Genomic DNA, 25,544 nt, shown 5'->3' on the forward strand with positions numbered 1-25,544 from the left:
GGCCCACGGCGGACCAGGGCGAGGGTTCGCCGCGCTTGCCTTCAGAGTGCGTCAAGACTGGCCTCCAGCTGCTGGTAGCGCCATTGCGTGGCGTACCAACCCTCGGCCGCCAGCAATTGGGCGTGGCTGCCTTGTTCGATGATGCGGCCCTGGCGCAGCACGACGATCTGGTCGGCCTCCATCACCGCGCTGAGACGGTGGCTGACGATCAGTGCGCTGCGCTCCGGGTGGCGCCCGCGCAGGGTTCGCAGATGCGCGAGGATCTGGGTTTCGGTGCCGGTGTCGACGGCCGAGAGCGCATCGTCCAGCAGCAGGATGGGGGCCGCGCTGAGCAGCGCACGGGCGATCGCCACGCGTTGGCGCTGGCCGCCCGAGAGCGTCACGCCGCGCTCGCCGACCTCGGTGTCGTAGCCCTGGGGCAGGGCGGCGATGTCCTCATGCACCGCCGCCAGGCGCGCGGCCTCGATGACCTGCGCGCGGCTCGCCTCGGGTCGGGCCAGCGCGATGTTCTCGGCAATGCTGGCGGAAAACAGGAAGGGCTCCTGCGGCACCCAGGCCAGGGCCTGGCGCAGCGCCGCCAGCGCAATCTGCTGCACCGGCACCCCACCCATCAAGACCTGACCCTCGGCCGGTTCGAACTGGCGCAGGATCAGCCGCAGCAGCGTGGACTTGCCGGCACCCGTCGGGCCGACGACACCGAGCGTCCGGCCGGCCTCCAGCTGCAGCTCGATCTGCGTCAGCGCCGCGCGGGCGTCGTCGCCATAGCTGAAGTGCAGGCCCTGCAGCTTCAGGTCCAGCCTGTCCGGCAGCGCCGCGCTACCCGCATCGCGCAGGCTCAGCGGCGCGTCCAGCACCGGCTGCAGGCGCGCCCAGGCGGCCCGCCCGCGCTCCAGCAGCGAGAGCACCCAGCCGGCCGCGAACATCGGCCAGATCAGCTGGCCCAGGTACATGGTGAAGGAGGTCAGCGCGCCGATGCTGAGCTCGCCGCGGGCCACCAGCCAGCCGCCCAGGCCCAGCGCGATCGCCGCCGCGCTGGCCAGCGTCATGCCCACCGCCGGCTCGTAGGCGGCCTCCCAGCGCTGGGCGCGCCAGGCGGCCTCGCCGGCATGGTCGGCAAGGGCGTGGAACTGCCTGGCACTGCTCGCACCCAGCCCCAGCGCGCGCAGGGTGCGCACCCCGCTCAAGCCCTCTTGCACATGCTGGTTGAGGCTGGAGAAGCGCTCCAACGAGGCCTTCCAGGCCTGGTGCACATGTTCGGAGATGCGCCAGAAGGCCAGCGCCATGAGCGGGAAGGGCAGCAGCACGGCCAGGCCCAGGCGCCAGTCCACGCCCAGCGTCATCATCGCCACCACCAGCATCAGGGTGAGGCTGCCGTCGAAGGCCGCCAGCAGGGCCTCGCCCGCGGCCATCTCGACGGCGTCGATGTCGTTGGTGGCCAGCGCCATCAGGTCGCCGGTGCGCTCGCCCTGGAAAAAGCCCGGGCCCTGCAGGCTCAGCTGGCGGTACAGCCGGGTGCGCAGCTCGCGGCCGAGCTCGTAGGCGGCGGCGAACAGCGCCAGCCGCCAGCCCACGCGCAGCAGATAGATCGCCAGCGCCGCCAGCAGCAGCCAGGCCAGCTCGCGCAGCAGGCCGCCGCCCTGCAGGCGCTGCGCCACCAGGCCGTCCACCACCTGGCCCACCTGGCGCGGGATCCACACGGTGATGAGGGCGATGCTCAGCAGCATCAGGGCTGAGGCGGCGTAGGCGCGGCGATGCCTGGCCACAAAGCCGGCGATCATTTGGATCAGGGTCATGCGGGAGCGCTGGGGCGAACAAGCAAGCTGCGGATTGTGCCCATTTGCGCGGGTGCTGCCGCCGCGTCAATCCGCCAGGGCGGCGCCGGATTGGGGCGCCTGCTCCAGGCTTTCCAGCAGGTTCAGAGCCTGCTGGACAAGCTGCTCCAGTTCGTGCAGGCATTCACTGGCGGCGTCGTGGCGCTGGTCGCTCAGATGTTCGTTGATGCGCTGCAGCAGCGACTGCAGTGCATGGCTGGCCTGCAGCAGCTGATCGAACTGCGCCAGCTGCCCAAATTGCCTGCGGCCCTGGCCCTGCAACCAGTTCGCCAGCGAACGCCCGCCGCCGCTGCCGGCCAGGTCTTCGGCATTGCGGCTGCTCAGGCTGCGCCCGATGCGCTCCAGCCAACGCCGCAGATGCGCCGCCATGACGCTGAGTTCGACCTGGCGCCGGCTCGGCATGGGCTGCTGCCCGACCTGGCCTGCCTGCCAGCGCCGCTCCTGCTGCCACTGCTGCAGCCAGGCGGCGAAGCGCTGCGCCGGCATCGGCCGCGCGATGCCATAGCCCTGGGCATATTCGCAGCCCAGCGCCAGCAGCACGCGGCAATGTTCCATGCTTTCCACGCCTTCGGCGATGACGTGCCGGTTGAAGGCCGCGGCCAGCCGCACCACGTTGTCGACGATGCCCAGGTCTTCGGGGTCGACCAGCATGTCGTGCACGAAGCCGCGGTCGATCTTCAACACGTCCATGGGCAGGCGGCGGAAATAGGCGAGCGAGGAGTAGCCGGTGCCAAAGTCGTCCAGGGCCAGCGAGATGCCCATGTGCCGTAGCGTGGACAAGGTGGCGGCGCTGCGCTCGAGGCTGTCCAGCGCGGAAGACTCCAGCACCTCCAGCTGCAGGTCGCCCGCGCTCAGGCTGGGGTGGGCGGCCAGCAGGGCGGCCAGCCAGGGCACGAACTCGGCCTGTTCGAGGTGGGCGGGCACCATATTGACGCTGATGGCATGCGGCAGGCCCGCGGCCTTCCAGGCCGCAATCTGCTGCACCGCCGTCTCCACCACCCAGGCGCTGACGCGCAGTTCGAGCGCGTGACCGGCCAGCAGGGGCAGGAATTCCAGCGGTTGCACCATGCTCGCGTCCGCCCGACGCCAGCGCAGCAAGGCCTCACTGCCCACCACCTGGCCGTTGCGCAGATCGATCTTGGGTTGGTAGTGCAGCTCGAACTCGCCTCGATGGAAGGCGAGCTCGATCTCGGCCAGGGCGTCGCGTTGCAGCTCGCGGCGGCGATCCTGCTCGGCGTCGAAGATGTGGTAGCGGTTCTTGCCGAGTTCCTTGGCCTTGTACATGGCCTGGTCGGCATGGCGCAGCAGGGTGTCGCCATCGCCGGCATCGACGGGGTAGAGGGTCACGCCGACGCTGGCGCTGATGCGCACCAGTTCGCCGCCCACCTGGATGGGTTGCGACACCGCCTCCAGCAAGCGCTGCAGCACCAGACAGCAGTCCTGCAGATGCTCCAGATCGCCGAGCACCAGCACGAACTCGTCGCCGCCCATGCGCGCGAGCGTGTCGCCGCCGCGCAGGCTGTGCGTCAGCTGCTTGGCCACCTGCAGCAGCAGTTGGTCGCCCACGCCATGGCCGAGGCGGTCGTTGACCGGCTTGAAGCCATCCAGATCCAGGTAGCACACCGCGCACAGCTGCCCTTCGCGGTCCGCGCGCAGCAGGGCCTGGCCGAGCCGATCCGCCAGTAGGCGCCGGTTGGGCAGGCCGGTGAGGGCATCGAAATAGGCAATCCGGTGCAATTCCAGCTCATGCTGCTTGGCCAGGCTGATGTCGGAGAACACCCCCAGATACTCGACCACCTTGCCGGCGTCGTCGCGCACCGCGGTGATCGCCAGCCGCTCGGGATACTGCTCGCCGTTCTTGCGGCGGTTCCACAACTCGCCGCGCCAGACCCCATGCTCGTGCAGCGCCCGATCCAGCGTTTCGTAGAAGGCGGCGTCCTGCCGGCCGGAGGACAGCATGGAGGGCTTGCGGCCGAGCGCCTCCTCTCGCGTATAGCCGGTGATACGGGTGAAGGCCGGATTCACATCGACGATGACCATGTCGGTGTCGGTGACGATCAGCCCTTCGCCGGCGGCCGCAAAGACGCGCGCGGCGCGGCGTTGTGCGTCGAGTGCCTGCAGCTCGGCCGAGATGTCGCGGCCGATGGCCAGGAAGCGCCCGTCGGGCAAGCGCTGGCTGGTCAGTTCGACCGGCACGAGATGGCCCTGCTTGTGGCGCAGCTGCCATTCGCCGCGCTGGATCTGTCCGTCCCGGCGCATGCGCTCCAGGCTGGCGGCAAGGCGCGGCAAGGCGTCCTGGGGCAGCAGCTCGGGGATGCTCATTTGCAGCAACTCTTCTCGCGCATGCCCGGTGATGCTCAGCGCGGCCGGATTGGCGTAGGTGTAGCGGCCTTCCGCATCGGTGGTCCAGATGCCATCGCCGGCGCCTTCGGTGATGCTGTGCAATTCCTGCGCGAGCTTGACGCGCTCGGTGACGTCGCGCGAGAGCAGGATGAAGCGGCCGCTGCTCTCGACGCGGGCGATCGAGAGCTCGAAGTGATGACGCCCGGTCGGCAGCTCGAGGCTGAACTGCTGTCCACTGCAGCGGCCCTGCGTCGCCGTGGCGGTCAGCGCGCGCATCACCACGGCGGCAGCGTCAGCCGGCAGAACCTCGTCGATGCGCCGGCCCAGCAACTGCTCGCGCGGTGCCGCCAGCAAGCTCGGGTCGCTGGCCCAGACCTCCAGATAGGTGCCCGCAGCATCGACCTCGAACATCAGGTCGGGCACCGCGCTCAACACCGATTGCAACCGCGACTGGGCCTGCCGCAGCGCCTGCGCCGCGCGCTGCCTGATCAACAGCAGACCGAGCGCCAGCAACAGGGCCGCCAGCGCCGCCACGGCGAGCGCGGCGGTGCGCGGATGCTGGCGCGCCAGCGCGCGCAGATCGAGTCGCGGCTCGGCATCAAACGGGCTCAGGCGCAAGTGCTTCATGGCGGCTTGCACGCTGCCCAGGTCCTGCGCCAGCGAGAACGACAAGCCCAGCGCGCCCAGGTTGGGCGGCGTGCCGGCGCCCGTGGCGTCTTCGACCGTCAGCAACGCGGCCAGCAGGCGCCTTTGCATGGACTCGTCCAGATGGGCCATGGCCACCAGCTGCGGCCCGGGCAGGACCGGCGTGCCGAGCTGCCAGGGGTAGCTGGGCAGGGGCCGCGGCTCCAATGCGCGCCAGGCCCGGCCCTGCTCGCCCAGCGACTCCAGCTGGCCGGCGGGCAGAAACACGGCATCGGCTTCGCCCTGCTCAAGTGCCCTCAAAAGGACCTGGGCGTCGCCGTCGCGGCCCTGCAGTCGCACATCGTCCGGCTCCAGCCCTGCATGTTGCAGCGCCATCAGCGGCGCCAGCCAGGCGGCGCTGCGGTCGCCAGGCCCGAGCAGGATGCGCGCATGTTTGAGTTGCGCCAGCCGCTGCAGTTCCTGGCGCCGGGCCGAGACCACCACCAGGCCGGCACTGCCCAGATCGCCGCTGCCCGGCGCCAGGCGCTGCAGCGAGGCCAGCGGGCGGATCAGCCCGAGCCGCTCGCGCAGCGTCACGACGCTGACACTGTCGGTCAGCAAGGCATCCAGGGCATTGCGCCCCACCAGCTCGGCCTCCTCCTGTTGGCGCAGCGGATAAAGCTGGATATGCAGGGTGGGCAGGCGCGCGGCCAGATGGCGGCCGAGCGCCTGCGCCTGTGCGTCGGAGAGCAGGTCCTGCCGCCAACCCAGCACCAGATCGGGCCGGCCCGGCCCGGCTTCCGCCACGCTCTGAGCGCGCGCCGACATGACTGCGAGCATGGCCGCCATTGCCGCCAGGAGCGCAGCCAGCCAGCGGCAGCTAGGCCAGCCCGGGCGACAGCGAGATGCAGGACACCGCATGCGCTCAGTCCTCCAGGGGCAGGTAGGCGGTGCCGCAGAGCCCGCGCAAATCGACCTCGTTCTTCAGCATGCCGAGGCTGCGCATATAGCGGTGCAGTTCCTGCGCTGCGCGTGCAACCGAGCCGCCTTCGCGCAGCATTTCGTGGTTCATGTGCAAGCCGGGCAGGATCAGACCACGGTAGAGATCCGGCACCCGGTCGGCTTGCACGCCCAGGTGGGGGGCGAGCGCGAAGCGGCCGTCCTGCGGATCGCTCAGCAGGCGCTCGCGCAGCAGCAGGTGGCCCGCGATCACGCTCGTCAGCGCGGCTGGCGAGATCGCTGCCTGACGCACGGCCAGCACATCGAGCACGGCATAGGGCATGCTGCGGCTGTCAAACAGACGCCGGAATCCCTGCGCCTCCAACTGCCCCAGCAGGGGCTCGAAACAGACCAGGGCATCGATCCGACCGGAGCGCAAGGCATCGCCCTGAGCAGCCAGCGGCAGGTCCAGCAGGCTGACCTCGTCAAGCCCCACGCGCGCCGCTTCCAGCGCCTTGCGGGCGACCAGATTGCCCACCGCGCCCTGCTCCAGGCCGATGCGCCGGCCGCGCAATTGGGAAAGTAGCCGAATGCCCGGGCTGGCGATCAAGGCATCGGCGCCAGCCGATACGTCCAGCACCGCCGCGACCCGCAAATCCTGGCCCTGCGCGCGCGCCTGCAGCACCTCATCCAGGGTCAGGGTGGCGGCGTCCGCTTCGGCCTGGGACAGCAGCCGAATCGTCGCCGGGGCATCGGCGCTGTGGATCAGCGTGACGTCGTCCGAGGCAATCAATCCCTCGGTGCAGGCCGCCTGGATCAGGGCATAGCCCGGCCATTGGTGCGAGGCCAGCCGCAAGGGTCGAGCGCCGCATGCGGCCAAGGCCATGCCATGCATTGCAGTCCAGGCCATGAGTTGCCGGCGTGACAGCCGGCCGCGCAATTTCGTCTTGCTTGCTGCAATCCTTGCCGTAATCCTTGTTGTGGGGAGTGACCGCATGGCGAGACAAGTTCTGCAGAGTAGTGCCCTGGTGCCAAGCCATTATGTATGGCTTGCGGGCCGGGCCGGCCGGGGAGCTTTCTCGGGGGTCTACCCCTGTTGACAGCAACTTGCCGCCACTTAGCATTGGCTCGATCAACGGCAATGTGCGGACACCGGGAACAGGTCCCGCACCCGGAAGATAACGAGCCGTACGTCATGTTGGGATTCATTGAGTCGATGAAGAGGCGCAGGGGCCGGCATCCTGAGGACAGCGCCTGGCGCGTCTTCGCGGTGTGGCTGGCCGGAACGGGTCTTGTAGCCGTACTGCTGACGGCAGTCTTCATGCTCGTGGCGGACGATGCCCGGCTGCGACGCGACAAGGAGGCCGCCGCACAGGCCCTGTCGGCAACCCGCATCGCGGCTGCTCGTCTGGATGGCGCTACCGATATCGCGCGTGCCTGGCTGGACGAGTTGGAACGCTTGATCGATCCCGCCGAATTGGCACGCCCGGAGCTGCCGAGCGAGCAGCGCCTGCAGCAGCTGGACCGCTGGATCGACCAGATCAAACGGCTCAATCCCAGCATAGGCAACCTGGGCTATCTGGACGCCCAGGGGCGCGCCTATCTGCTGCGCGGCCTCAAACGCTCCAATGTGTCACTTGCCGGCACCGACTATTGGCGCGAACTGCTGCGGCTCGGCGCCCAGGGGCGCGGCAAGGTGCAGGTGTCGTCGGTGTATCGCTTCAAGACCACGGGCAAGCTGGGTTTTGTGCAGGCGCGCGGCATCTATGCGGACGATGGCCGGCTGCTCGGCGCCGTCGTGCTGGGTTTGCATGTCGAGTACCTGGAGCAGGCGATCAAGGAGGTCTGGCCCGGTGGGCAGGGATTCGTGGTGCTGGCGGACCAGGGTTTGAGGCTGATTGCGCGCGTGCCCGCAGTGGAAGGGGCGCAGCAGCGTCAGCTGGCACGCCCCCAGGTGCCGGGGCCGCTGCCCAACACCTGGCGGGTGCGCTCCGAGTTCGATGGCGGTGCGCGCCTGGTGGCGATCAGCCCGCTCAAGCATGCGCCCATGCAGGTGGCCGTCGGCATTGCCGAGGCCGACTATCAGGGCGAATTGCAGCAGGCACGGCGCCAGTTCGGCCTGGCGCTGTTGACGCTGTGGATGGTCAGCGCGCTGGCGATCTGGTGGGCGCTTCGATTTGCGCGCAGCCGTGCCCAGGCCCTGCGTGCGCAACAGCTCCTGCGCGATGCATTGGCGATGAGTCCGGTGCCCGGTCTATTGGCCGGCGGGGCCGGGCTGGCGGTCACGGAGATCAATGAAGCGGCGCTGGCCATGCTGGCGCTCGAGCGCGCACAGATCGAAGGCAGAGGGCTGGCGGCCTGCTTTGTGCAGCCCGAGGCCTTGACGGCGTTGCTCGCCAAGGCCGACGCCGACAGCGCGGTGCAGGCCGGTGAGCTGGAACTCAGGCGCGGCGAGAGTAGCTTCTGGGCCACGGTGCAGGTGCGCGCGGTGCCGGACCCGCGGCAGGCGCAGCGAGCCAGCTACCTCATGAGCCTGATCGACGTGAACGAACGGCGTGTGCGCGAGGAGGGCCTGCGCCTTGCCGCCAGCACCGATGCGCTCACGGGTCTGGCGAACCGGCGCGAGTTCTTCGAGGTGGCGCGCAGCACCCTGCCCACGTACAACCGACGCCGCCAGGCGGTGGTGGTGCTGATGCTGGACATAGATCACTTCAAGCAAATCAACGATCGCCATGGCCATGCCGGCGGCGACCAGGTGCTGCGTGCCCTTGGCGCGCTGCTGCAGCAGCAGATGCGCAAGCCGGATCTGGCGGCGCGCCTCGGCGGCGAGGAATTCGCCTGCCTGCTGGTGGGCGCCGATGAGCAGATGGGCAGCCTGGTGGCGCAGCGTCTGCTCAAGGCGATACATGCCACCGAGGTGACGCTGACAAGTGGCCAGCGCCTGCGCTTCACCGCCAGCATGGGATTGAGCGCGGTGCGCTTTGGCGATGCCGACATCGAAGCCGCGCTGGCGCGCGCGGATGCGGCGCTGTACCGGGCCAAGGCCGGCGGGCGCGATCGCATCGAGCTTGCGCCTCGCAGCTAGCGCGCCGCCTCAGGCGCCGCCCAGCTGGGCATAGACCTGGCTGCCCAGGCGCGCCAGCCGTTCCTGGGCAAACGGCCCGCTCAGCGCATAGCCCAGCACACCGTCGATCCAGTAGAAGCTGCGCGTCAGGCCGGTACCCTGGCCCTGCTCGGCAAAGCGGAAGGCGGTGGGCGCCGCCTGGCCCGGCGGGGCGATCGAGACATAGAGGGTCAGGCGTTGCCCCTGGGCCGATTCGTACATGAACTGGGCGCGCGCCATGCTGTTGTCGCCGCTGCCCTGCGCTTGGCCAGCGGGCAGCAGCCGGCCGCCCATCAGCGCAAAGCCCTCGGCGCGCAGGTCCGGCACGCGCAGCGGCTGGCCCAGGCGCTTGCTGAGCCACTGCAGCAGATGCTCCTGCTGGTCTGCGCCCACCTCGACCGGATGGCGGCGCTCGGGTTGGTAGAGCACATGGGCGATGGCGGCGTCGCGCACGAAGGCGGGCGTGCCGCTGGCCTGCATTGCACCGGCGGGCGGCTGCCATTGGCCATGCGCCAGCCATCCCCCTGCCAGGCCCACGCCCAGCAGGGCGGCCGCCGCCAGCGCCTGGCGCCAGAACTGCGCGGCATTGGCAGCGGCGGGGCGCTTGTGCAGGCGGCGCAGCAGCGCCGGGGGCAGAGGCTCGTCCAGCATCTCGGCGTGCAGGCCCTGCAGCGCGGCACGCTGGCTGCGCCAGGCCAGCACGCGCTGGGCGTCATCCGCGTGACTCTGCAGCCATTGCGCCACCTCGGCGGCCTCTGCATGGCTCAGCTGCCCGTCCACATAGGCGTGCAGGGTGGCTTTGTCCATGTTCGTGATGGGTTTCATGGCGCGGCCTTGTCGTTCAGTCACTTCACCACGCGCAGCGCGGCGCCGGCCGCGGGCTGCTCGTCATGCATGAGCTGGCGCAGGCGTTCACGCGCGCGCGACAGGCGCGACATCACCGTGCCCACCGGCAGCTCCAGCACGCGGGCCGCGTCTTCGTAGGAGAGCTCTTCCACGCACACCAGCAGCAGCACCTCGCGCGCCGGCGCCGGCAGTGCGGCGAGCGCGCGTTCGAGGTCCAGGCGCTGCTGCCACTGCGGCTGCGGATCATGTGCTGGCGCGTGCTCGTCCATATATTCCTCGTAGAGATGCTGGCGCTGGTCGCGCAGCTGGTTGAGGAAATGGCGATGCATCAGGGTCAGCAGCCAGGCGCGCAGCGCGCCGCTGCGGTCGGCGCCGCCCAGCTCGGGCCGCCACAGCGCCTGTTTGCGCGCGGCGCGCTCCAGCGTGTCCTGCAGCAGGTCGTCGGCGCGCGCCGCATCGCCCGTCAGCAGGCGCGCATAGCGCCGCAGGCGGGGCAGGTGCGGCAGCGCCTCCTCAAGCATCAGGGCGTGGCGCTATGCCAGACCTTGTTGAAGCCGTCGCCGCTGCGATCGCCGGGCTTGGCGTCCTTGCTCCAGAAGTACAGCGGCTTGCCCTTGTAAGCCCATTGGCGGCTGCCATCGTCGCGGCTGATGATGCTCCAGTCGCCGCTGGCCTTGGCGTCGTCGGCGGCCTTGAGGGCGGGCCAGTTGGCGATGCAGGGGCCGCTGCACATGCTCTTGCCCGCGCTGTCCTTGTCAAAGGTGTAGAGCGTCATTTGGTTGGGGCCCACCAGCACGCCGTTCACCACGCTGGCGGGTGCCGGCGGCGTGGTGGCGCAGGCGCTGAGGGCGGCGGCGAGGGTGAGGGCAGCTAGTCGTGTACGCATGGGCGTCTCCGGTGGTGGATGCCTAGTAAACACCTGGCAGGGCCTGTTTATTCCATGGCGCCGGGCACTTTCCTCAATAGGTCCTGCCACCCTTGAATTGGGCGTGCTGGCGGCGCTGCAGCGTGGTGCTCTTGCTCATGGCCTCGAAGGACACGCGCGCATGCGCATGCATGATGGCCAGGCCCAGCGCGTCGGCGGCGTCCTTGCCGGGTTCGGCGGGCAGGTTCAAGAGGCGCTTGATCATGGCCTGGATCTGCTCCTTCTTGGCATGCCCATGGCCGACGATGGCCTTCTTCATCTGCAGCGCGGTGTATTCGGACACCGGCAGGTCCTTGGACACCAAGGCGGTGAGCGCTGCGCCGCGCGCCTGGCCCAAGAGCAGGGTGGACTGCGGATTCACGTTCACGAACACGATCTCCACCGCCGCGCATTGCGGCTCGTAGCGCGCCGTGACCTCGCGGATGCCGTCGAAGATGATCTTCAGCCTGGCCGGCAGGTCGCCGGTGGCGACGGCGCTGGTCTTGATGGTGCCGCTGGCCACATAGGCCAGGCGCGGGCCATCCGCATCGATGACGCCAAAGCCGGTGGTCTGCAAGCCGGGGTCAATGCCAAGAATTCTCATAGCGCCAATTTGAAATACCAACGAACCGAATGAAAGAACACCGGCGCGGCGAAGCACATCACCGCGATGCGGTCGAGCAGGCCCACCGCGCCGGTGATGGAGCTGCGGTTGCCCCAGTAATGCACGCCGGCATCGCGCTTGAGCGCCTTCATCACCAGCGCGCCGAAGCTGCCGGCGGCGGCGGCAACAAAGGCCATCACCACCGCCTGGCCGACCTTGAAGGGCGTGATCCAGTAGAGCAGGGCACCCACCAGGGCGGCAATCAGCACGCCGCACCACCAGGCCCGCAGCGAGAAGCTGCGGCTGATGCGGCGCGCCAGCGGACGGCGGCGCAGCTGGCTGGCGGCCAGGTACTGGGCCAGCTGGCCGCAGCTCACCACCATTACGAGGAAGAACAGCAAAAAGGCACCACGCCCCTGGTAGCCGGGAAAGTCCAGCAGCAGCAGGGCGGGCGCATGCGAGAGCCCGTAGACGCACACCATGATGCCCCACTGGATCTTGGCATTGCGCTCCAGGAAGCGCGCCGGGTCGTCGGCCAGCGTGCTCACCACCGGGATGGCCAGAAAGCCGTAGACCGGGATCAGCACCGAGAACAGGTCGAAGTGGCGCAGGCCCACCAGCAGGTATTGCAGCGGCAGGATCACGAAAAAGGCCAGGATCAGGCTGCGGTGGTCGCCGCGGCGCGTGTGCATCAGGGTGATGAACTCGCGCAGCGCCAGGAAGGAGAACACACCGAACAGCAGGGTGGCGCCCAGCGGGCCCGAGACCCAGGCGGCCCAGAACAGGCAGGCACCGATCCAGACCACGTTGAGCTCGTGGCGCCAGCGCTGCCAGCCTGCGCGGCTGGCCTCGCCGTGACGCGTCAGCGAGGCGATGAAACTGGCCACGCTCACCAGCAGCAAGGCGCCGAACAGCAGCACGAACAGCAAGGCCACCTGCTCGGCGCTGTTCAAGGATTTCAACCAATGCAGGGCCGTCATGCGCGCCACCCGCCCGGCTTCAGGTCCATCACCGCGGCGCGCGCACGTTCCAGAAAGGCGCGCTTGTCCTCGCCCGGCTGCAGCTGCAGCGGCGCGCCGAAGGTGACGGTGCACAGGATGGGCACCGGCACGACCTCGCCCTTGGGCATGACGCGCTGCACATTGTCGATCCAGGTCGGGATCAAATGCACCTGCGGGAACTGCTCGGCCAGGTGATAGAGGCCGGCCTTAAAGGCCTGCGGTTCGCCGCGGTTGGCGCGCGTGCCCTCCGGGAAGATCACCAGCGAGTCGCCCTTGGCAAGCGCGTCCAGCAGCGGTTCGAGCGGGTCTTCGTCCGGCACGCTGCGGCTGCGGCTCACATAGATGGCGTTGAAGACGTCCGAGGTCAGCCAGCGCTTCAGGCGCGAGCCGGTCCAGTAGTCGCGCGCGGCGATCGGGCGCGTCTGCGCGCGCAACTCGCGCGGTAGCGCCGCCCAGATCAGTACCCAGTCGAAATGGCTTTGGTGGTTGGCGAAATAGATGCGCTGCTCGGCCATCGGCGGGCAGCCCTTCCAATGGCCCTGGGCGCCGGTGATGAGGCGTGCCAGCGCGGCCAGGGCGAGGCCGGTGGAGGCAGCAATAGACATGGGGGCATGGTAGCTGCAAGTTCCGCGCCGCCGGCCCTGGCGTTCAGGTCGGCCGGTGCTCGAACAGCGGCCCGGTGCAGCGATGCGATGTCGTGTTTTTCCTATGCTCGGCCTGCCCATGGCGCTTCAATCCAGGTTCTTGCTGGCAACCTTGATATCCATCCCATGCGCCAAACCCTGCGAATGCACCACTTGTACGGCTTGCTTGCCCTGCTGGGCCTGCTGCTGCCCTGGTACTTCAATCTTTTGTACTTCGCCGCGGGCGGCAGCATCCGGCCGGAGCTGTTTTGGGGCCATGCCTTCGCCAATGCGCTCACCACCGGCATCACGCTCGATGTTTATCTCGCTGCCATTGCGTTCTCGGTCTGGGTGGCGACGGATCGCTCCCTGGGGCGCTGGCGCTGGGCGCTCATTGCCGCCTGCTTTGGCGCGAGCCTGGCCTTCGCGCTACCGCTGTACCTGGCGATTCAGCGTTTGCGGGGCTGGCGCATGGAAGGCTGAACGCGGGACCGTATGCCAACTTGCAGCGGCCAGTGGCTGTCGCCGCCGCTGCTTTCATGGCGGGGGTGCAGAGTTCGGAGCGCTCCCCCGGCCAGACGACGCATGTCTCGCCCCATATGGGCTTGGTCGAAGAACCCTTGTTCCAGCGCCAGTTGCGCGCCGTCCTGAGGACTGCCGCTCAAGGCCCGGTGCAAGGTGCTGTTGAACCTGTCAAGCAGCCGGACCTGCTTGGGCGTGAATCCCCAAAGCGCCACGAAGCGCCGCTCGAACTGGCGGCGCCCCAGACCCGAAGGCCGAGCCAAGTCGGACGCCTCAAGGCCCCTGCTGGCTGCTTGCCACAGGCTCAAGGCCTGCTGGCGGCGGGCCTCGGCATCCGGCGCGGACCCCAGCACGGCACGCGTGAAGCGCAGCAACGCCGTCACCTGGGACTCGTCCTCCCGGTGCGCTCGCAGCTCGCCCTGCAGCACGGCCCAGGCTTGGCGCACCATGGTGCCTTCGGCCGTCTCGCCCGTACGCCCCAGCACCTCATCCATGGACAGGATGGAATTGCGCAGACCGCGAGCGGCGCCGCCCAATAGGCAGGCCGCAAACTCCGGCCGCAGCACCAGACCCACGGCGTGCACTCCACCCTCGTGCGCAAACACGGTGGGGCGCTCGTGGGGGGCAATCCATGCAGCGCGAGGGACGCTGTGCCCATGGCAGTGCACGCACCCTTCCAGCCTCAACACCAGCATGCTGGTCAACATGGCCGGAAATCGTGACTCGCGCAACGCGTCGCTGCCGCGCAGTATCACAACGGCTTCCAACCAAGGCTGCAGATCCGGTGGCACGGCAAAGAGCTTGAACATGTCGCGATGGCGCTGGTGCTGCTTCGATCCAGTTCGGGACCCGGAGCTGGCATTGCAGAGCGTGAAGTGAATTTTGCCAGACAGCCATGCCCGCTGCTGCCCGCGCGGACGGCCGGGCCTGCCAGGCCAGGCAGAGGAACATGGTCATCAGCATCACCGAATACTCCATGTTGCGACGCAATCCGTGATTGCTGGTCTGAACGAAGCTCAGGGCGGCGTGACTTGGCCGGGCTCGTGCAGGACCACGCGGTCACGCCCCAGGTACTTGGCCTGGTAGAGCGCCTGATCGGCGCGGCGTAGCAGCTGCTCGCTATTGGCATCGTCCGGCGCGGACTCGCTCACACCAAAGCTGGCGCTCAGCGCGATCATGCTGCCATCGGCGCCACTGAGCCTCAAGGCCGCGACGGCGCTACGCAGGCGCTCGGCGAGCCGCAGGCCATCGGTCGCGGCGCAGGCCTGGGGCATCAGCACCAGGAACTCCTCGCCGCCGAAACGGCTGAGGTGGTCGGTCTCGCGCACATGGTCCAGCAAGGTGCTGGCCACGGCCCTGAGGGCCTGGTCGCCCACGCCATGGCCATGGCGGTCGTTGATGTGCTTGAAATGGTCGATGTCGGTGGCAATGGCCACAAAGCGGGTTTGATAGCGCTGCGCGCGCTCCCACTCCAGCTGCAGGCGCTCCTGCATGGCGCGCCGATTCGGCAGGCCGGTGAGCGCGTCCAGGCCGGCCTGCCGACGCAGGCTTTGCAGCAGGCGTATCGTCACCAGGAAGATGAACAGGAAGTTGAAGGCCGCCGCGCTGACCAGGGTGAGCGCCCAGGTGCCGATGGAGATGGCGTTGCTGCCCACGATGTCCATGGGCAGCCGGCGCAGGCCCTGCGCCAGGTAGAAGAGGTTCATGGCCAGCAGCGCCGCAGCGGGCAGGGTGGCGCACAGCGCGATGCGGATGCCGAATTCCTGCACAAAGGCGCGGCGCGCCAGCCAGAAGGCGACGATCAGCAGCCCCGCATTGAAGCCGGACATGGCGGCCACCCGCGCTGGCGTATCGGCCGGGCCTATCCACAGCAGGGCCGGCAGCGCCGCGGCGAGCATGCCCAGCCAGAACGCGTTGCGCGGCGGCTGGCGCAGAAACACCAGCACCCCGCGCCCGGCCAGGGCCAGGCTCAGGATGGTGGCCAGACTCGAGCCCGTGTGGGTCAGCCACGCCGGCCCATCGGGCCGCCAAGCTACCAGGGCGGCCTGGGCCGCCGCCACCAACGAAAAGCCCAGCCAATGCAGCAGCGCGGGGCGTTCGCCCTTGTGGACGACAGCGGCGAGCGTCCACAACAGGGCATAGAGAAGGAGTTGCAGGCTGGCAAGAAGGCTCATGGACGTCAAAGTATGTCAGGCCCTGCAGATGGGGGGGCAAGACCCGGCCCGTCTTTCTCAAGCTGGGCATCGGTCTTACCATCAAGCCCAGGCCGCCCGCTCTATTTGCCAGCAACATGGCGCCGCATACCGGGCAGGCCCACCAAGGGCATTCGATGCCCTTGGCATGACAGGATCCAAGGGATGTTGAGTCTTGCTACGGTTGCATCGCCGTGGCTGCGGTGAAGGATGATCCATCATGAAACTCAAGGTTTGGGCCTATTTGCTTGCGGGTTCGGCTTGCATCGCTGCGGTGGGCATGGTCGCGGCCCAGCACGGCAAGCCACCATTCGTGATTGAAGGACGATCGTTTGTCAGCCAGGAGGCCTTCATTCAGGCCGGGCTGCGCTGCGGCACACCGCATATGGACGAGGAGCGTGCTGCCGAGATCGACGCCCATATGGCCGCCCATCGGGGTGGACCCTGGAGCATGGCCAAGCCCGGTGGTCCACCGCCGCCACCCCAGGTCACGGGCGGCGTCATCAACGTCTACTTCCATGTCATCAACCAGGGCAGCGGCATCGCCAACGGCGACATCCCCGACAGTCAGATCGCCGCCCAGATGAATGTGCTGAATGCGGCGTTTGCTGCCACCGGCTGGCAGTTCCAGCTCGTGGCGGTGGACCGCACCACCAATGCTGCCTGGTACAACATGAGCTCGGGTTCGACGGCCGAGAGCCAGGCCAAGACGGCGCTGCGCCGCGGCAGCGCCGCAGACCTGAACCTGTATTCCGCCAACCTGGGTGGGGGCCTGCTGGGCTGGGCGACCTTCCCGTCTTCGTATGCGAGCCGCCCAATAGATGATGGCGTGGTGATCCTGTATTCGTCGGTGCCCGGTGGCAGCGCCGCGCCGTACAACCTGGGCGACACCGCGACCCATGAAGTCGGGCACTGGATGGGGCTGTATCACACCTTCCAGGGCGGATGCGCGCGGCAGGCCAGCGGCGGCGACGGCGTGGCCGACACGCCGGCCGAGAAGTCGGCGGCCTTCGGTTGCCCGGTGAACAGGGACTCCTGCACCAGCATTGCCGGGTTCGACCCGATCTACAACTTCATGGACTACACCGACGACGCTTGCATGAACACCTTCACCGCGGGCCAGGATGCCCGCATGGACGCGGCCTTCTCGACCTACCGCTACGGCAAGTAGCCCTCTCCTCAGGGCTCGCGCGGCGGATTCCAGTCGATGATGGGATTGCTGCCGTCGCTGCCGCAAACCCAGGCGGCTGCGCGCATGCCCGCGCGCAGCCGGCCCGGGGATTGTTCAATACGAGCCCAGTCCTGGGGTTCGAACTTCCGCCCCTCCATCAGAAACCAAGAGCTGACCGGCGCCGTGGCGGGATGCTTGACGGTGAGCACCTCGGTCGTCCCCGCGTCGGTGCGGATACGCAAGACGGTGTGGCCCGCGGCGCGGCGGTACTTCTGCACCACGCCGGAAAACAGGGTGAGCTGATCGCGTGGGCATGGCACCGCCTCTGGAGGCCGCAAGCGCCCTCCAGAGGGCTGAGCCGGCACGATGGGGATACAGCCCATGGCAAGCAGCATGACGAGCAGCGACCTTGCCTGCTTGTTCAGAAGGGCCATGTGCACGCCGTGGCCACGCCGCTTCAGCCCTGCGCGGCCGATGCTGCCGATGCCGGCACGGCCGGGCCGGTGAGGCTGACCTCCTTGTCGGTCAAGCGCTTTGCCAGGCCGGTGGCCATGCGCGCCGCCTGGGCGTAGACGGTCAGCTGCGGATTGGCGCCTATGCTGGTGGGGAACACCGAGCCGTCGTGCACCGAGAGATTGGCCACCTGCCAATGCTGGCCGTCGGGCTGCACCACCCCCTGGGCCGGCGTGGCCGCCATCGCGCAGCCGCCCATCACATGGGCGCTGCCTATGGTGGTGATATAGGGCTCGTAGGGCAGGGCCAGGATGGCCTCCTTGGCCTGGTGCCAGCTCTGGTAGTCCTCGGCCTGCTCATGCGCCGGGCGCACGCTCTTGGCGCCGGCCGCGAACTGGATTTCCACCATGCTGAGGTGGGCGCGGCGCGCGCCATCCAGCAGGTAGCCGTTGATCGGATAGTCCAGCACCGGGCTGCCGTCGTTCTTGAGCTCGACCACGCCGCCGCCGGCCTCGGGGTGGAAACCGTCGCGCAGCAGGCCGATCAGGATGCTGGTGTGCGGGAAGTGCCTGGCCTTGTCCACCAGGGTCTGGCCCATGCCGCCCAGATTGGTCATCGCAAAGCCCGGGTGCACCGGTGCGGTCTCGAGCTTGTAGCCGATCGCGCCGTCGATCGGTTGGGTGCGCAGGAAATGGTCGGAGAACACCGCCAGCGGCGCGCCGGCCCAACCCTGCACCGGCTCGGGCATGACGGCGCTGCTGGCCACGGTGGGATGCAAGAAGGTGCGCCGGCCCAGCAGGTCGTTGGGGTTGGGCAGGCCCGAGCGCATCAGCAGCGCGGGCGAGTTGATCGCGCCGCCCGCCACCACATAGTGCTTGGCGGTGATGCGGAAAGCAGGCCCGGCGGCGCTGCCATCGGCATGCACGGGCTGGCACAGCAGGCCGCTGATCTGCTTGCCCTTGAGTTCGAGCTTGTCGGCGCGCGTCTGCACCATCAGCGTGGCGCCCAGGTCCAGCGCCGCGGGGATGGTGGTCACCAGCATCGACTGCTTGGCATTGGTGGGGCAGCCCAGGCCGCAGGAGCCCAGATTCCAGCAGCCCTTGACGTTGCGGTTGATGGTGGGCGCCTTGATGCCCAGCTTGAGCGCACCGCGGCGCAGCACGCTGTTGTTGGCGTTCGGATCGGTGAGCCATTCGCTGATGTTCAGACGCGCCTCGACCTGCTCGAACCAGGGCTTCATGGCCTCGGCGCCGCATTCCTTCAGGCCGTAGATCTCGACCCAGTAGGCCAGCGTCTCCTCGGGGGTGCGGAAGGCGCCGGCCCAGTTCACCGTGGTGGAGCCGCCCACGCAGCGCCCCTGCAGCACCGGCATGGCCTGGTCGGCGGTCTTGCGGCCACCGCCTTCCTGGTAGAGCTGCGAGTAGGCGTCGGCCTCAAGCTGGCGGAAGTCGCTGCTGGACTTGAGCGGGCCCTCCTCGACGATGGCGATCTTCAGCCCGGCCTTGGCCAAGAGCTCGGCGGTGATGCCGGCGCCGGCGCCGCTGCCGACGATCACCACATCGCAGTCCAGCGAGCTGGGCAGGGGGCCATGCGGGCCTCCCAGCACCTTCCAGCCGCGTGCCAGGCCTTGCTTGATCGGGTCAACAATGCTGCTCATTAGGGAATCTCTCTCGGTCCGGGGTAGCCCACCAGCTGCCAGCTGGCCGCGTCGCTGAAGAACACCAGGCTGCTGAGGTCGCGCAGGGCGTGATAGATCTGCTGCTTGAGCCCCAGGCTGGACAGACTCATGGCCTTCAGGCTGGCCTGCACATCGGCCACCGAGGCCGATGCCCAGTCGCTTGCCAGGCCGGTCAGCGAGAAGCGCCCGCCGCTGCTGGTGAGCAGGGACAGCAGCTGCGAAAGCTCGCCGCGCAGATGCGGGGGGAAGCCGGCGATATTGGCGTCCAGCTGGTCCAGGTGCACGGCCAGCCGGGCCTCGCGCGCCGCCGCCTCGGCGGGCAGCAGGCCGTCGAACACCGCCAGCGCCACGGCGCGCATCAGCTGGCGCGCGGCCGGGCTGAGCTTGCCGTCGGCAACAAGGCCGGGTTTGAGCAGGGCCAGGCCGCCGCCGGCCACCGCCAGCACCACGCCGGAGGCGATGCCGAGCTTGAGAAGGCTGCGTCTTTTCATGGCGTCATCACATCAATCAGACAATCTTTTTCAACAGGCCCAGCAGGCGCTCGAAGGTCTTGCCGTAGGGAGGATAGAACAGCTTGGTGCCGGCGAAGGCCGACTGGATGAAGACGGGCTTTTCCTTGCTGAAGGTGCGGAAACCCCATTCGCCGTGGTAGGCGCCGATGCCGCTGGCGCCGACGCCGCCGAAGGGCTGGTCTTCCTGGCCCAGATGCCAGATGCAGTCGTTGATGGTGACGCCGCCGGCATGGGTCTGCTCCAGCACGCGTTGCTGGGCGGCGCCGTCGCGCCCGAACCAGTAGAGCGCCAGTGGGCGATCGTGGCGCCTGATATAGGCCAGCGCCTCGTCCACCGAGTCGTAGGGCACGATGGGCAGCAGCGGGCCGAAGATCTCCTCGCGCATTACCGCCATCTCGTCGCTGACGTTGAGCAGGATGTGCGGCACCAGCTTGCGCCCGCTCACCGCCTCCTCGTGGGTGGCGATCAGCTGCGCACCGCGCTCCTGCGCGTCGCGCAGCAGGCCCTGCAGGCGCGCATGGTGGCGGCTGGCGGCGATGCTGGTGTAGTCGGGGTTGGCGTCCAGCGTCGGGTACATGCCGCGCACCGCGGCCTTGAGCTCGGCCACCAGGGGCTGCACCAGCTCGCGCGGCACCAGGGCGTAGTCGGGCGCCACGCAGGTCTGGCCGGCGTTCAGCAGCTTGCCGAAGGCCAGGCGCCGGGCGCTGAGTTTCAAGTCGCAGCTGCGGTCGAACAGGGCGGGCGACTTGCCGCCCAGCTCCAGCGTCACCGGGGTCAGGTGTTGCGCGGCGGCCTGCGCCACCAGCCGGCCCACGGCGGTGGAGCCGGTGAAGAACAGGTGGTCGAAGGGCAGATTGGTGAAGGCGCGGCCGACCTCGGCATCACCGGTGATGACCTGCATCTCCTCGGGCGCAAAGAACTCGGCCACCATTCGGGCCATCAGTGCCGAGGTGGCGGGCGTCAGCTCCGAGGGCTTGATCATCACGCGGTTGCCGGCTGCCAGCGCCGCCAGGGCCGGCGCCATGGCCAGGTAATAGGGGTAGTTCCAGGGCGAGACCACGCCCACCACGCCCAGGGGCTGGGGCAGCAGGCGGTTGCTTGAGGGCAGGTATTGCAGGGCGGTGGGCACGCGCCTGGCCTTCATCCAGCCGCGCAGGTGACGCAGCGCGTGCTTGACGCCGGACTCCACCGTGAACACATCGGCCAGCAAGGTCTCCTGGCGCGCCCGGTGGCCGAAGTCCTGCGAGATCGCCGCCGCCAGTTCCTCGGCGTACTTGGCCGTCATGGCCTGCACGCGCTGCAGGCGATCGCGGCGCACCGCCAGGCTGGGCATCATCTCGGCCTGGTACGCCGCGCGCTGCTGCTCCAGCGCCAGGTGCAGGCGTTCTTGCAGGGACTGGTCCATCTCGTCTCTCCTTGGGTTCGCCCGAGGCTAACCGCAGAAGAGGGATGCAACCAGCGTGTAGTCCCTGAGATAGAGGGGGGCGTCTAGTCGCGCGGGTGACAGAGGCGCCTGTATTCCCCAGCGGAGCCCGAGGATCCGGCTCTGCCGGTCCTGCGGGCTCGCCCCCTTGAGGGGGCGCGCGAAGCGCGTAGGGGGTGGGGCATTAATGCCTGAAATGCCGCACGCCGGTGAAGACCATGGCGATGCCGCGCTCGTTGGCTGCGGCGATGACCTCGTCGTCGCGCATCGAGCCACCCGGCTGGATCACGCTGGTGGCGCCCGCGTCGACCACCACGTCCAGGCCGTCACGGAAGGGGAAGAAGGCGTCGCTGGCGACGGCCGAGCCCTTTAGCGTGAGGCCGGCGTTCTCGGCCTTGATGCTGGCGATGCGGGCCGAGTCGATGCGGCTCATCTGGCCCGCGCCCACGCCCAGCGTCATGCCAGCGGCGCAGAACACGATCGCATTGCTCTTCACGTACTGGGCCACGGTCCAGGCGAACAGCAGGTCCTGCAGTTCCTGCGCGCTCGGCTGCTTGGTGCTCACCACCTTCAGGTCGCTGGCCTTGAGGAAGTGGTTGTCGGCGCTCTGCAGCAGGATGCCCGAGCCCACGCGCTTGCTGTCCATCGCGTTGCGGCCCTGCATCCAGGGGGTCTCGCCACCCGGGGGCAGGGCGATCTCGAGCAGGCGCACATTCACCTTGCCGCCGAAGATGGCACGGGCTTCCGCGCTGAAGGCGGGGGCCATCAGCACCTCGACGAACTGCTTGGACACCAGCTGCGCGGCCGCGCCGTCCACCGGGCGGTTGAAGGCGATGATGCCGCCGAAGGCGCTGGTGGGGTCGGTCTTGAAGGCCTTGCTATAGGCCTCGGCCGCATCCGCGCCCACCGCCACGCCGCAGGGGTTGGCATGCTTGATGATGACGCAGGCGGGGGCCTCGAAGGCCTTCACACATTCCCAGGCCGCGTCGGCGTCGGCGATGTTGTTGTAGCTCAGCTCCTTGCCCTGCAGCTGCTTGGCCGTCACCAGCGAGCCGGGGGCGGGGAAGAGGTCGCGGTAGAGCGCGGCGCTCTGGTGCGAGTTCTCGCCGTAGCGCAGGTCCTGCACCTTCACGAAGCAGCTGTTCATCTGGCCGGGGTACTCGGCCAGCGAGCCGTCGTCCTGGCGCGCGCTCAGGTAGTTGCTGATGGCGGCGTCGTACTGGGCGATGCGGTTGAAGGCGGCCACGCTGCAGGCGAAACGGGTCTTGTCGCTTGTCTTGCCCGCGGCCTTCAGCTCCTCGAGCACGCCGGCGTACTGGCTGGCGTCGGTCAGCACGGTCACGTCCTTCCAGTTCTTGGCGGCGCTGCGCACCATCGCCGGGCCGCCGATGTCGATGTTCTCGATCGCGTCCTCCAGCGTACAGCCGGGCTTGGCCACGGTGGCCTCGAAGGGATAGAGGTTGACCGCCAGGATGTCGATCATGGCGATGCCGTGCAGGGCCGCGGCGGCCATGTGCTCGGGCAGATCGCGGCGCGCCAGCAGGCCGCCATGGATCTTGGGGTGCAGGGTCTTGACGCGGCCGTCCAGCATCTCGGGGAAGCTGGTGTGCTCGGCCACCTCGGTGACCGGCAGACCGGCCTCAAGCAACAACTTGGCGGTGCCGCCGGTGGAGAGCAGGCGCACATTCAGGGCGTGCAGGGCCTGGGCGAATTCGAGGATGCCGGTCTTGTCGGAGACGGAGATCAGGGCGGTGAGTTGCGTCATGGTGATGGACTCGCTAGCTAATGATTTGGTTCGGTGCGTCGGGCCTAGCTACAGCATCTGGTGGTCGCTGAGCTTGCGGCGCAAGGTGTTGCGGTTGATGCCCAGCCATTCGGCGGCCTTGCTCTGGTTGCCATCGGCGTGCTGCATCACCACCTCCAGCAAGGGCTTCTCCACCAGCTTGATCAGCATCTCGTGCATGGAATGCGGGGCCTCGCCATCGAGGTCGCGGAAATAGGCTTCCAGGTTCTCGCGTACGCAGGCGTCGATCGGTTTGGGCGTCATGCTTGTTCTTCTGAGGTTTCGTCGTTGGCCGCATTGCCAAGGGGCAGATAGGGCAAGCGTTCATGCCGCTCGGCGAGGGCGCCGAACCAGTCGCTCAAGGCGGCGATCTGCGCCTCGCAACTCTGCAGCGTGTTCATGTGCTGGCGAAAGGCCTCGCCGCCGGGCAGGCCGCGCAGCGCCCAGCCGATGTGCTTGCGCGCGGTGCGCATGCCGGTCAGCTCGCCATAGAGGCTGTAATGGTCGTGCAGGTGCTCGATCAGCCAGGACCGGGCGTCCCGCACGCGCGGCGCGGCCAGCTCCGCGCCGGTGGCCAGGTAATGGGCGATTTCGGCAAAGATCCAGGGCCGGCCCTGGGCCGCGCGACCCACCATGATGGCGTCGGCACCGGTATGGGCCAGCACCTGGGCGGCCTTGGCGGGCGAATCGATGTCGCCGTTGGCCACCACCGGGATCGTCAGCGCGGCCTTCACCGCGGCCACCGTGTCGTACTCGGCCAGGCCCTTGTAGCCCTGCTCGCGGGTGCGGCCATGCACCGTCACCATGGCCACGCCGGCGGACTCGGCGGCACGCGCCAGCAGCAGCGCGTTCTTCTCGGCCTCGCACCAGCCGGTGCGCATCTTCAAGGTCACCGGTACGCCATGCGGCTGGGCGGCGCGCACCACCGCCTCGATGATTTCAAGCGCCAGCGGCTCGTTCTGCATCAGGGCCGAGCCGGCCCATTTGTTGCACACCTTCTTGGCCGGGCAGCCCATATTGATGTCGATGATCTGGGCACCGCGGGCAATGTTGTAGGCCGCGGCCTCGGCCATCATGGCCGCGTCGGTGCCGGCGATCTGCACCGCGATCGGCGCCGCCTCGCCCTCATGGTTGGCGCGGCGCGAGGTCTTCAGGCTCGCCCACAAGTCCTTGCGCGAGGTCACCATCTCGCTCACCGCATAGCCCGCGCCCATGCGGCGGCACAGCTGGCGAAACGGCCTGTCGGTCACGCCCGCCATGGGGGCGACGAAGAGCCGGTTCGGCAACACATGGGGGCCGATGCGAAGGGGGGCGGACATGGGGGAGGGCCTGCACGAGCAATCGGCGAGATTGCTCAAAAATGAGGCAGGAGTATACCTCCCCGCGTCCTAGGGCCTGAACAGATCCTAGGGCGCCTGGTTCTGCTTGCGCCAGAGTTGGATGCTCTTGTCGATCAGTCCGTTCATCAGCTTGGGGTCGCGCGCGAGCTTGTAGAGCGCGCGCGCCAGCCGGCCGCGCAGCTCGGGCGTGTTGCAGGCCGACTTGTGCGAGAGCGTCAGATAGAGGTTCTCGTTGGCCACCGGGGGGCTCAGTTGCTGGATGTCGGCGATGCCCATCTTGGCCAGAAAGGCCTCGCCGGGGCTGTCTTCGTAGACCAGATAGTCGGCGCGGCCACGCTGCAGGATCTGGATCGCCTGCTCCAGGCTGGCCACCTGGGTGATCTTGAGCGTCTCGCGGGCGTAGCGGTCGAACTCCTCGCCAAAGCTGTTGTTGATCACCGTCACGCCCTGCTTGCCGACCAGATCGCCCCAGCGGCGGTAGTTGATCTTGGCGCCCTTGCGAGTCCAGATCACCGAGCGGGTCTCGCGGAAGGCCGGGTGGAAATAGTCCATGTACTCGGTGCGCGGCTGGGTGAAGAAGGCGCCGGCGATCAGGTCCAGCCGCCCGGCGCGCGTCTCCTCCTGCACGCGCCCCCAGGGGCCGACGTAGCGCACCTCGATGGGGATGGCGATCTCCTTGGCCAGCCACTGCATCAGCTCGGTATTGGCGCCGATCAGGCGACCCTCGTCCTCCGGATCGCGCCACAGATAGGGCGGGTACTGCGGATTGCCCGAGGCCTGCAAGACCTTGCAGTTTTCGATCGCTTGCGCCGCCACCGGCGCCTGCGCCAGCGCGGCAGCCGCGGCCAGGGCCAGCCTCGACAGCCAGTGCGCACCCGACACTTTGAACCCCAACATACCGACCTCACAGTCCACGTCGCTCTTGTTGTTTGTTGCGCCGCATATCGCGGCGCCCTGGGCGCGTTCGGTTTGACTCCCCTCGCCCTAGGTCCTCGACTCTGTCCGCTTGCGAGGCGCGACACAAGTGCAAGGTCTTACAGGCCTGGCTGCCACCCATAATCTTAGGGATGGAAGCTTGGTTGGAACAGCTGGTTTTCGCGATGTTGACAGCGCTGGCGCTGCCGCGCCTGGGGCTGGCAGCGATCTTCATCGTGTCCTTCATCTCCGCGACCCTGCTGCCGCTGGGCTCGGAGCCGGCGGTGTTCGGCCTGGTCAAGCTCAACCCCAGCCTGTTGTGGCCGGCCATTGCGGTGGCGACGCTGGGCAACACCCTGGGTGGTGCGCTCACCTGGGCGATGGGCTATGGCGCCGAGCGCGCCTACGAGCACCGCGCCCACCACGCGCCACCGCATGCGCGCGCGCTGCGCTGGCTGGAACGCTTCGGGCCCAAGGCCTGCCTGCTGAGCTGGCTGCCGCTGGTGGGGGACCCGCTGTGCGCGGTGGCGGGCTGGCTGCGCATGCCCTTCTGGCCCAGCCTGGGCTATATGGCGCTGGGCAAGTTGCTGCGCTATGTGGTGATGACGGTGGGCCTGCTGTGGTTTTTCCCGGGGCAGATCCACGCCTGAGCCCGGGCTGCGACATCCCCCGCATGGGTGGCCTTTGTCTGCGCTGGCGCCAGGCGACACAATGCCGCCACCTTCAATGCCCTCAC

General features: G+C 68.5%; 23 protein-coding genes. 4 read left to right on the plus strand and 19 right to left on the minus strand.

Features of this window, described 5'->3' with window-relative positions; all coding sequences use genetic code 11:
- Window positions 1-41: 41 nt before the first annotated feature.
- The 3 genes from WG898_RS10030 to WG898_RS10040 all read right to left on the minus strand — a co-directional run bounded on the left by WG898_RS10030 (window position 42) and on the right by WG898_RS10040 (window position 6,624).
- The gene (locus tag WG898_RS10030; protein WP_339602643.1) at window positions 42-1,793 is read right to left on the minus strand and encodes an ABC transporter ATP-binding protein; all 1,752 of its coding nucleotides are present in this window, start codon (window positions 1,791-1,793) and stop codon (window positions 42-44) included.
- 66 nt (window positions 1,794-1,859) lie between these two features.
- Entirely contained in the window at window positions 1,860-5,639 is a 3,780-nt protein-coding gene (locus WG898_RS10035) for an EAL domain-containing protein (protein WP_339602644.1), read from the minus strand.
- An 85-nt stretch (window positions 5,640-5,724) separates the two neighbouring features.
- Window positions 5,725-6,624: an ABC transporter substrate-binding protein gene (locus WG898_RS10040; RefSeq protein ID WP_339602645.1), complete on the minus strand. Its 900-nt coding sequence runs from the start codon at window positions 6,622-6,624 to the stop codon at window positions 5,725-5,727.
- 330 nt (window positions 6,625-6,954) lie between these two features.
- Between WG898_RS10040 and WG898_RS10045 the strand changes: the two genes are divergently transcribed.
- Complete coding sequence (locus WG898_RS10045) at window positions 6,955-8,823, plus strand: sensor domain-containing diguanylate cyclase (RefSeq protein ID WP_339602646.1); 1,869 nt, start codon at window positions 6,955-6,957, stop codon at window positions 8,821-8,823.
- A gap of 9 nt (window positions 8,824-8,832) precedes the next feature.
- Here the strand turns inward: WG898_RS10045 and WG898_RS10050 are convergent, their stop codons facing one another.
- The 6 genes from WG898_RS10050 to WG898_RS10075 form a co-directional block, all read right to left on the minus strand.
- Window positions 8,833-9,648, minus strand: coding sequence for an anti-sigma factor family protein (locus tag WG898_RS10050; protein ID WP_339602647.1), 816 nt, complete (start codon window positions 9,646-9,648; stop codon window positions 8,833-8,835).
- Between the two features lie 38 nt (window positions 9,649-9,686).
- Window positions 9,687-10,208: an RNA polymerase sigma factor gene (locus WG898_RS10055; RefSeq protein ID WP_444718932.1), complete on the minus strand. Its 522-nt coding sequence runs from the start codon at window positions 10,206-10,208 to the stop codon at window positions 9,687-9,689.
- Window positions 10,208-10,573 carry a COG4315 family predicted lipoprotein gene (locus WG898_RS10060; protein ID WP_339602648.1) on the minus strand — a complete coding sequence of 122 codons (366 nt, stop codon included), beginning with the start codon at window positions 10,571-10,573 and terminating at the stop codon, window positions 10,208-10,210. Before WG898_RS10060 ends, WG898_RS10055 begins: the two co-directional genes overlap by 1 nt.
- 73 nt (window positions 10,574-10,646) lie before the next feature.
- Window positions 10,647-11,195, minus strand: a complete 549-nt coding sequence (gene ruvC, locus WG898_RS10065) for a crossover junction endodeoxyribonuclease RuvC (protein WP_339602649.1) — start codon at window positions 11,193-11,195, stop codon at window positions 10,647-10,649.
- Window positions 11,192-12,175, minus strand: coding sequence for a phosphatidate cytidylyltransferase (locus WG898_RS10070; protein ID WP_339602650.1), 984 nt, complete (start codon window positions 12,173-12,175; stop codon window positions 11,192-11,194). Before WG898_RS10070 ends, ruvC begins: the two co-directional genes overlap by 4 nt.
- A complete protein-coding gene (locus WG898_RS10075; protein WP_339602651.1) occupies window positions 12,172-12,801 on the minus strand; it encodes a lysophospholipid acyltransferase family protein in 630 nt (209 codons plus the stop codon). The genes WG898_RS10070 and WG898_RS10075 overlap by 4 nt, the downstream gene beginning before the upstream one ends.
- A 165-nt stretch (window positions 12,802-12,966) precedes the next feature.
- Between WG898_RS10075 and WG898_RS10080 the strand changes: the two genes are divergently transcribed.
- Window positions 12,967-13,302: a DUF2834 domain-containing protein gene (locus WG898_RS10080; RefSeq protein ID WP_339602652.1), complete on the plus strand. Its 336-nt coding sequence runs from the start codon at window positions 12,967-12,969 to the stop codon at window positions 13,300-13,302.
- On the opposite strand, the gene WG898_RS10085 is transcribed toward WG898_RS10080, so the two are convergent.
- Both WG898_RS10085 and WG898_RS10090 read right to left on the minus strand, forming a co-directional pair.
- Window positions 13,269-14,150 carry an AraC family transcriptional regulator gene (locus tag WG898_RS10085; RefSeq protein ID WP_339602653.1) on the minus strand — a complete coding sequence of 294 codons (882 nt, stop codon included), beginning with the start codon at window positions 14,148-14,150 and terminating at the stop codon, window positions 13,269-13,271. The genes WG898_RS10080 and WG898_RS10085 overlap by 34 nt on opposite strands.
- Before the next feature lie 207 nt (window positions 14,151-14,357).
- On the minus strand, window positions 14,358-15,515 hold the full coding sequence (locus WG898_RS10090) for a GGDEF domain-containing protein (RefSeq protein WP_339602654.1): 1,158 nt from the start codon (window positions 15,513-15,515) through the stop codon (window positions 14,358-14,360).
- Window positions 15,516-15,753: 238 nt separating this feature from the next.
- On the opposite strand from WG898_RS10090, the gene WG898_RS10095 reads away from it, so the two are divergent.
- Window positions 15,754-16,704 (plus strand): zinc metalloprotease, encoded by a 951-nt coding sequence (locus WG898_RS10095; protein WP_339602655.1) that lies wholly within the window; start codon window positions 15,754-15,756, stop codon window positions 16,702-16,704.
- 8 nt (window positions 16,705-16,712) lie between these two features.
- Here WG898_RS10095 and WG898_RS10100 read toward each other — a convergent pair whose 3' ends face one another.
- The 8 genes from WG898_RS10100 to WG898_RS10135 form a co-directional block, all read right to left on the minus strand.
- Complete coding sequence (locus WG898_RS10100) at window positions 16,713-17,138, minus strand: hypothetical protein (RefSeq protein WP_339602656.1); 426 nt, start codon at window positions 17,136-17,138, stop codon at window positions 16,713-16,715.
- A 23-nt stretch (window positions 17,139-17,161) separates the two neighbouring features.
- Window positions 17,162-18,814, minus strand: a complete 1,653-nt coding sequence (locus tag WG898_RS10105; RefSeq protein ID WP_339602657.1) for a GMC family oxidoreductase — start codon at window positions 18,812-18,814, stop codon at window positions 17,162-17,164.
- On the minus strand, window positions 18,814-19,326 hold the full coding sequence (locus tag WG898_RS10110; RefSeq protein ID WP_339602658.1) for a hypothetical protein: 513 nt from the start codon (window positions 19,324-19,326) through the stop codon (window positions 18,814-18,816). Before WG898_RS10110 ends, WG898_RS10105 begins: the two co-directional genes overlap by 1 nt.
- A 16-nt stretch (window positions 19,327-19,342) precedes the next feature.
- Window positions 19,343-20,752, minus strand: a complete 1,410-nt coding sequence (locus WG898_RS10115; RefSeq protein ID WP_339602659.1) for a coniferyl aldehyde dehydrogenase — start codon at window positions 20,750-20,752, stop codon at window positions 19,343-19,345.
- Between the two features lie 202 nt (window positions 20,753-20,954).
- Window positions 20,955-22,535: a bifunctional phosphoribosylaminoimidazolecarboxamide formyltransferase/IMP cyclohydrolase gene (purH, locus tag WG898_RS10120; protein WP_339602660.1), complete on the minus strand. Its 1,581-nt coding sequence runs from the start codon at window positions 22,533-22,535 to the stop codon at window positions 20,955-20,957.
- Window positions 22,536-22,583: 48 nt separating this feature from the next.
- A complete protein-coding gene (locus WG898_RS10125) occupies window positions 22,584-22,817 on the minus strand; it encodes a helix-turn-helix domain-containing protein (RefSeq protein WP_339602661.1) in 234 nt (77 codons plus the stop codon).
- The gene (gene dusB / locus WG898_RS10130) at window positions 22,814-23,872 is read right to left on the minus strand and encodes a tRNA dihydrouridine synthase DusB (protein ID WP_339602662.1); all 1,059 of its coding nucleotides are present in this window, start codon (window positions 23,870-23,872) and stop codon (window positions 22,814-22,816) included. The genes WG898_RS10125 and dusB overlap by 4 nt, the downstream gene beginning before the upstream one ends.
- An 87-nt stretch (window positions 23,873-23,959) precedes the next feature.
- On the minus strand, window positions 23,960-24,790 hold the full coding sequence (locus WG898_RS10135; protein ID WP_339602663.1) for a substrate-binding periplasmic protein: 831 nt from the start codon (window positions 24,788-24,790) through the stop codon (window positions 23,960-23,962).
- 170 nt (window positions 24,791-24,960) lie between these two features.
- Here WG898_RS10135 and WG898_RS10140 point away from each other — a divergent pair, with 170 nt between their 5' ends.
- Window positions 24,961-25,458 (plus strand): YqaA family protein, encoded by a 498-nt coding sequence (locus tag WG898_RS10140; RefSeq protein WP_339602664.1) that lies wholly within the window; start codon window positions 24,961-24,963, stop codon window positions 25,456-25,458.
- Window positions 25,459-25,544: the final 86 nt, after the last annotated feature.

Source organism: Paucibacter soli (assembly GCF_037482845.1).
Lineage (GTDB): Bacteria > Pseudomonadota > Gammaproteobacteria > Burkholderiales > Burkholderiaceae_C > Paucibacter_B > Paucibacter_B soli.

Excerpts from the sequence above, each read along its gene's own strand:
- WG898_RS10030 (WP_339602643.1), bottom strand. The coding sequence starts at position 1,793 with ATGACCCTGATCCAAATGATCGCCGGCTTTGTGGCCAGGCATCGCCGC.
- WG898_RS10035 (WP_339602644.1), bottom strand. The coding sequence starts at position 5,639 with ATGCTCGCAGTCATGTCGGCGCGCGCTCAGAGCGTGGCGGAAGCCGGG.
- WG898_RS10040 (WP_339602645.1), bottom strand. The coding sequence starts at position 6,624 with ATGGCCTTGGCCGCATGCGGCGCTCGACCCTTGCGGCTGGCCTCGCAC.
- WG898_RS10045 (WP_339602646.1), top strand. The coding sequence starts at position 6,955 with ATGAAGAGGCGCAGGGGCCGGCATCCTGAGGACAGCGCCTGGCGCGTC.
- WG898_RS10050 (WP_339602647.1), bottom strand. The coding sequence starts at position 9,648 with ATGGACAAAGCCACCCTGCACGCCTATGTGGACGGGCAGCTGAGCCAT.
- WG898_RS10055 (WP_444718932.1), bottom strand. The coding sequence starts at position 10,208 with ATGCTTGAGGAGGCGCTGCCGCACCTGCCCCGCCTGCGGCGCTATGCG.
- WG898_RS10060 (WP_339602648.1), bottom strand. The coding sequence starts at position 10,573 with ATGCGTACACGACTAGCTGCCCTCACCCTCGCCGCCGCCCTCAGCGCC.
- ruvC (WP_339602649.1), bottom strand. The coding sequence starts at position 11,195 with ATGAGAATTCTTGGCATTGACCCCGGCTTGCAGACCACCGGCTTTGGC.
- WG898_RS10070 (WP_339602650.1), bottom strand. The coding sequence starts at position 12,175 with ATGACGGCCCTGCATTGGTTGAAATCCTTGAACAGCGCCGAGCAGGTG.
- WG898_RS10075 (WP_339602651.1), bottom strand. The coding sequence starts at position 12,801 with ATGTCTATTGCTGCCTCCACCGGCCTCGCCCTGGCCGCGCTGGCACGC.
- WG898_RS10080 (WP_339602652.1), top strand. The coding sequence starts at position 12,967 with ATGCGCCAAACCCTGCGAATGCACCACTTGTACGGCTTGCTTGCCCTG.
- WG898_RS10085 (WP_339602653.1), bottom strand. The coding sequence starts at position 14,150 with ATGTTCAAGCTCTTTGCCGTGCCACCGGATCTGCAGCCTTGGTTGGAA.
- WG898_RS10090 (WP_339602654.1), bottom strand. The coding sequence starts at position 15,515 with ATGAGCCTTCTTGCCAGCCTGCAACTCCTTCTCTATGCCCTGTTGTGG.
- WG898_RS10095 (WP_339602655.1), top strand. The coding sequence starts at position 15,754 with ATGAAACTCAAGGTTTGGGCCTATTTGCTTGCGGGTTCGGCTTGCATC.
- WG898_RS10100 (WP_339602656.1), bottom strand. The coding sequence starts at position 17,138 with ATGGCCCTTCTGAACAAGCAGGCAAGGTCGCTGCTCGTCATGCTGCTT.
- WG898_RS10105 (WP_339602657.1), bottom strand. The coding sequence starts at position 18,814 with ATGAGCAGCATTGTTGACCCGATCAAGCAAGGCCTGGCACGCGGCTGG.
- WG898_RS10110 (WP_339602658.1), bottom strand. The coding sequence starts at position 19,326 with ATGAAAAGACGCAGCCTTCTCAAGCTCGGCATCGCCTCCGGCGTGGTG.
- WG898_RS10115 (WP_339602659.1), bottom strand. The coding sequence starts at position 20,752 with ATGGACCAGTCCCTGCAAGAACGCCTGCACCTGGCGCTGGAGCAGCAG.
- purH (WP_339602660.1), bottom strand. The coding sequence starts at position 22,535 with ATGACGCAACTCACCGCCCTGATCTCCGTCTCCGACAAGACCGGCATC.
- WG898_RS10125 (WP_339602661.1), bottom strand. The coding sequence starts at position 22,817 with ATGACGCCCAAACCGATCGACGCCTGCGTACGCGAGAACCTGGAAGCC.
- dusB (WP_339602662.1), bottom strand. The coding sequence starts at position 23,872 with ATGTCCGCCCCCCTTCGCATCGGCCCCCATGTGTTGCCGAACCGGCTC.
- WG898_RS10135 (WP_339602663.1), bottom strand. The coding sequence starts at position 24,790 with ATGTTGGGGTTCAAAGTGTCGGGTGCGCACTGGCTGTCGAGGCTGGCC.
- WG898_RS10140 (WP_339602664.1), top strand. The coding sequence starts at position 24,961 with ATGGAAGCTTGGTTGGAACAGCTGGTTTTCGCGATGTTGACAGCGCTG.